We start from the raw sequence: 4466 nt of genomic DNA, 5'->3' as shown, positions 1-4466 counted from the left end.
ATACTGCCCATCGATACCTATAAAAGGATCTCGACAACCTGTGCAACGAGCCGCTGCATCTGGACTGGGAAACCTTGCGTGAAGAGATCAAGACGGTCGGTCTGCGCAACTCGACCCTGACCGCCCTGATGCCGAGCGAGACCTCCAGCCAGATCTCCAATGCCACCAACGGCATAGAACCGCCGCGCGGCCTGGTGTCGGTCAAGGCCTCCAAGGATGGCATCCTCAAGCAGGTGGTGCCCGAGTACGAGCGCCTCAAGGATCAGTACGAACTCTTGTGGAAACAGCCGAGCGTCGATGGTTACCTGCAGCTGGTCGGCATCATGCAGAAATTTGTGGATCAGGCGATTTCTGCCAACACCAACTACGATCCGGCCCGCTTCGAAGGCAACAAGGTACCGATGAAGCAGCTGCTCAAAGATCTGCTGACCGCCTACAAATACGGTCTAAAAACCCTGTATTATCACAACACCCGTGACGGGGCTGACGACACCCAGGCCGACATGCAAGATGACGGCTGTGCCGGCGGCGCCTGCAAGATCTGATAAACACCGAGCGGGAGTCTTTACTCCCGCTCTCCTGTTTCCCAATTCAAGACATTCAAATCACCATGGCTTATTCAACGTTCTGCCAAACCCAAAATGACCAGCTCAAGGAGCCGATGTTCTTTGGCCAGCCGGTCAACGTGGCCCGTTATGATCAACAGAAATATGATGTATTCGAGCGGTTGATAGAGAAGCAGCTCTCCTTCTTCTGGCGCCCGGAAGAGGTAGATGTCTCGCGGGATCGCATCGACTACCATGCCCTGCCCCCTCACGAGCAGCACATCTTCATCTCCAACCTGAAATATCAGACCCTGCTGGACTCCATTCAGGGCCGCAGCCCGAACGTGGCTCTGCTGCCGCTGGTCTCCATCCCGGAGCTGGAGACCTGGATTGAGACCTGGGCCTTCTCCGAGACCATCCACTCGCGCTCCTACACCCATATCATCCGCAACATAGTCAACAGCCCCTCTCAGGTGTTTGACGACATTGTGACCAACGAGCAGATCCTCAAGCGCGCCGGCTCCATCAGTTGCTATTATGACGACCTCATCGAGGCAACCGCTCTCTATAACCTGCACGGCGCCGGCACCCATCTGGTCAACGGCACTGAGCGCACCATCGACCTGCATGAGCTCAAGAAGAAGCTCTATCTGTGTCTGATGAGCGTCAATGCCCTGGAGGCGATCCGCTTCTACGTCAGCTTTGCCTGTTCGTTTGCCTTCGCCGAGCGCGAGCTGATGGAGGGGAACGCCAAGATCATCAAGATGATCGCCCGTGACGAAGCCCTGCACCTGACGGGCACCCAGCACATGCTGAACCTGATGCGCAGCGGCCAGGACGATCCCGAGATGGCTGTCGTGGCGAGCGAGTGCGAACAGGCCTGCTTCGATATCTTCAAGGAAGCGGCCGAGCAGGAGAAGGAGTGGGCCGAGTACCTGTTCCAGGACGGCTCCATGATTGGGCTGAACAAGGACATCCTCTGCCAGTACGTGGAATACATCACCAATCTGCGCATGGCCGCCGTGGGATTGCCGTCCGCCTTTAGCGGCGCCAAACAAAACCCAATCCCCTGGATCAATACCTGGCTGTCATCCGACAACGTCCAGGTCGCGCCCCAGGAAGTGGAAGTGAGCTCCTATCTGGTCGGTCAGATAGACAGCGAAGTGAGCCACGAAGATTTGGGTGACTTCGAGCTGTGAGTGATGCCCTGCTGGTGCCAGAGCGGGCCGTCCAGCCCCTGGAATGTGAACGCGAGCAGCCGCTGGCCATCATAGAGAGCCGGCACGGCCCCATGCAGGCTCACCCAGGTGAGGCGCTGCTCGACACACTGGAGCGCCACGGTCACCAATTGGAATATCAGTGCCGCAGCGGCTATTGCGGCGCCTGCCGCACGCCCTTGCTGGCAGGCAAGGTACACTATCCAGAATCCCCCCTGGCCTTCGTCGATGCGGGGCAATGCCTGCCCTGCTGCTGTCATCCGGTTGGCAACGTCACCCTCGATCTGAGTCGCCACGACTAGTCCATCGCCACAATACTCCTGCCACAGAGCCCTCAATCGAGGGCTCTGTGGCATGTGATAACGATCTGATTGGGCCTATCAAACCAATCCTCCTCCCCACTCGCGCACGGCGCACTCCAGGTATCCCATGATCCCCTTCCTTGTCTTTTTCCCGCAAGGTAAGCCTCTAGTTGAACTGCGCTGGTTGCCACGCGCCCCATACCAGTCATGCATCACGGGATACCCCGCAGCCTGGCGACTATTTCTATTTAGAGAGAAAGACTGCCCCTCGCACCCCACATAGCGGCACGCAAAAAAATGCCCTCCGAAGAGGGCATTTTCATGTCTGACACGCAGCCTGGCTGCGTCGGCCATAGGGTTAGACGTTACGGCTGACCACTGGGTGATCCAGCAAGGCCTCGTCTTCGGCCATACAGGCCGCCGCAGTAAACAAGACGTCGGTGGAGCTGTTGAGGGCCGTCTCGGCGGAGTCTTGCAGCACACCGATGATGAAGCCGACCGCGACCACCTGCATGGCGACATCGTTGCTGATACCAAACAGGCTGCAGGCCAACGGGATCAACAGCAGGGAGCCACCGGCCACCCCTGAAGCGCCGCAGGCACTGATGGTCGCGACCACGCTGAGCAGCACTGCCGTGCCCAAATCTATCTGCAGGCCCAGAGTATGAGCCGCAGCCAGACTCAGCACCGTGATGGTGATAGCGGCGCCTGCCATGTTGATGGTGGCCCCAAGCGGAATGGAGACCGCATAGGTGTCCTTGGGCAGCTTGAGCTTTTCGCACAGAGCCATGTTGACCGGGATGTTGGCGGCAGAGCTGCGGGTGAAGAAGGCGGTCACGCCGCTCTCTTTCAGGCAGGTAAATACCAGCGGATAGGGGTTACGCTTTATCTTCCAGAAGACGATGAGCGGGTTGACTACCAAGGCGATGAACAACATGCTGCCGATCAACACCATCAATAGATGGGCATAACCAAACAGCGCATCGAAGCCGGTTTCGGCCAGGGTGGAAGCAACCAGGCCCAGAATACCGAGCGGCGCACAGCGGATCACCGCCTTGACGATGGTTGAGACCCCATCGGACAAGTCTGACACCAGCGCCTTGGTGCTGTCACTGGCATGACGCAGCACGATCCCCAGAGCGATGGCCCAGGCCAGGATACCGATATAGTTGGCTTCCATCAGCGCCTTGACCGGGTTGCTCACCACGTTGAACAGCAGGGTCTGCAATACCTCAGTGATGCCACCCGGCGGCGTGACATCGGCGGTATTGGCCACCAGATGCAGGTTGGAGGGGAACATGAAGCTGGCCAGCACCGCCACCAGCGCGGCGGCGAAGGTACCAAACAGGTAAAGACCAAGCAGTGGGCGGATATTGGTCTTCTGACCCTGCTTGTGACCCGTGATGGAGGCGGTCACCAGCACGAAGACCAGTATCGGGGCCACGGCCTTGAGGGCGCCGACAAACAGGTTGCCGAGCAAGCCTGCCGATTTGGCCCACTCGGGGGCGAGCAAGGCCAGCACTATGCCAACGATCAGACCGATCAGGATCTGGCTGACCAGACTGGTGCGATTGATCAGACGAAGGAGGGGGTGTTGTTGTGTCATCTATGTAGTCCCTGTGCACACACGGTGCTTGAATCATGAAGTCCTGCGGCGAACCTTTTTCATTCGGAACCAACCGAACGAACCAACCGGCTGCGGTCAGACCTTCTCGAGTGGGGTCTGTATTCCGGTAGGGGTCGCACCCATGGAATATCCCACCTGCAACATCTTTTTTCCACACATACACCACGAAAATCCCATTTCACATCACAAAAAAACCACAACAATGAAGTAACACCATATCAACAACCATAAGAACGATGCCAAATGCCACTCTCTTGGCGTCGCCAGACGATCCTGTCAGAGCCCAGGTGGTATCATGGGGTTTTCCTCAGGATGCCGCCCTATGATCGCCTCTTTGCTTGAACAACATTTCGGTTTCACCCAGCTCAGACCCGGGCAACAGGCCGTCATGGAGCAGATATTGGCAGGGCGCAGTGCCGCTGCCATCTTCCCGACCGGTTCGGGCAAGTCGCTCTGCTACCAGTTGCCCGCCCTGGCCCTGCCCCACCTCACCCTGGTCATCTCACCGCTCATCGCACTGATGCAGGATCAGCTCGCCTTCTTGCAGCGCAAAGGAATAGCCGCCGCCGCACTGGATTCGAGCCTGACCCCGGAGCAGAGCCGTGAGGTCATGCGGCAGATAGAAGCTGGCGAGCTCAAGATCCTGATGATCTCGGTCGAGCGACTCAAGAACGAACGCTTTCGCCGCTTCATTGCCGGTGTGCCACTCTCGTTGATGGTGGTGGACGAAGCGCACTGTATCTCGGAGTGGGGTCACAACTTTCGCCCCGATTAT

At 58.1% G+C, this 4466-nt stretch carries 4 protein-coding genes and 1 pseudogene; 4 read left to right on the top strand and 1 reads right to left on the bottom strand.

Annotated elements, in window-relative coordinates:
- From G113_RS19340 to yfaE, 3 genes and pseudogenes are all read left to right on the top strand, one after another.
- A pseudogene (locus G113_RS19340) lies at window positions 1-545 on the top strand (ribonucleotide-diphosphate reductase subunit alpha); the annotation flags it as partial.
- A 65-nt stretch (window positions 546-610) separates the two neighbouring features.
- A complete protein-coding gene (gene nrdB / locus G113_RS19335) occupies window positions 611-1744 on the top strand; it encodes a class Ia ribonucleoside-diphosphate reductase subunit beta (protein WP_005910595.1) in 1134 nt (377 codons plus the stop codon).
- A gap of 38 nt (window positions 1745-1782) precedes the next feature.
- On the top strand, window positions 1783-2064 hold the full coding sequence (gene yfaE / locus G113_RS19330) for a class I ribonucleotide reductase maintenance protein YfaE (protein ID WP_330216950.1): 282 nt from the start codon (window positions 1783-1785) through the stop codon (window positions 2062-2064).
- A 358-nt stretch (window positions 2065-2422) separates the two neighbouring features.
- On the opposite strand, the gene sstT is transcribed toward yfaE, so the two are convergent.
- Window positions 2423-3670, bottom strand: coding sequence for a serine/threonine transporter SstT (gene sstT, locus G113_RS19325; RefSeq protein WP_005910591.1), 1248 nt, complete (start codon window positions 3668-3670; stop codon window positions 2423-2425).
- A gap of 343 nt (window positions 3671-4013) precedes the next feature.
- Here sstT and G113_RS19320 point away from each other — a divergent pair.
- Window positions 4014-4466, top strand: a 453-nt coding sequence (locus G113_RS19320; protein ID WP_005910589.1) for a DEAD/DEAH box helicase, incomplete at its 3' end; no start/stop codon positions are given.

It is taken from the genome of Aeromonas molluscorum 848 (assembly GCF_000388115.1).
GTDB classification, from domain to species: domain Bacteria; phylum Pseudomonadota; class Gammaproteobacteria; order Enterobacterales; family Aeromonadaceae; genus Aeromonas; species Aeromonas molluscorum.
Note: the sequence above shows the minus strand (reverse complement) of the source record. Positions and strands in the feature narration are given on the sequence as shown.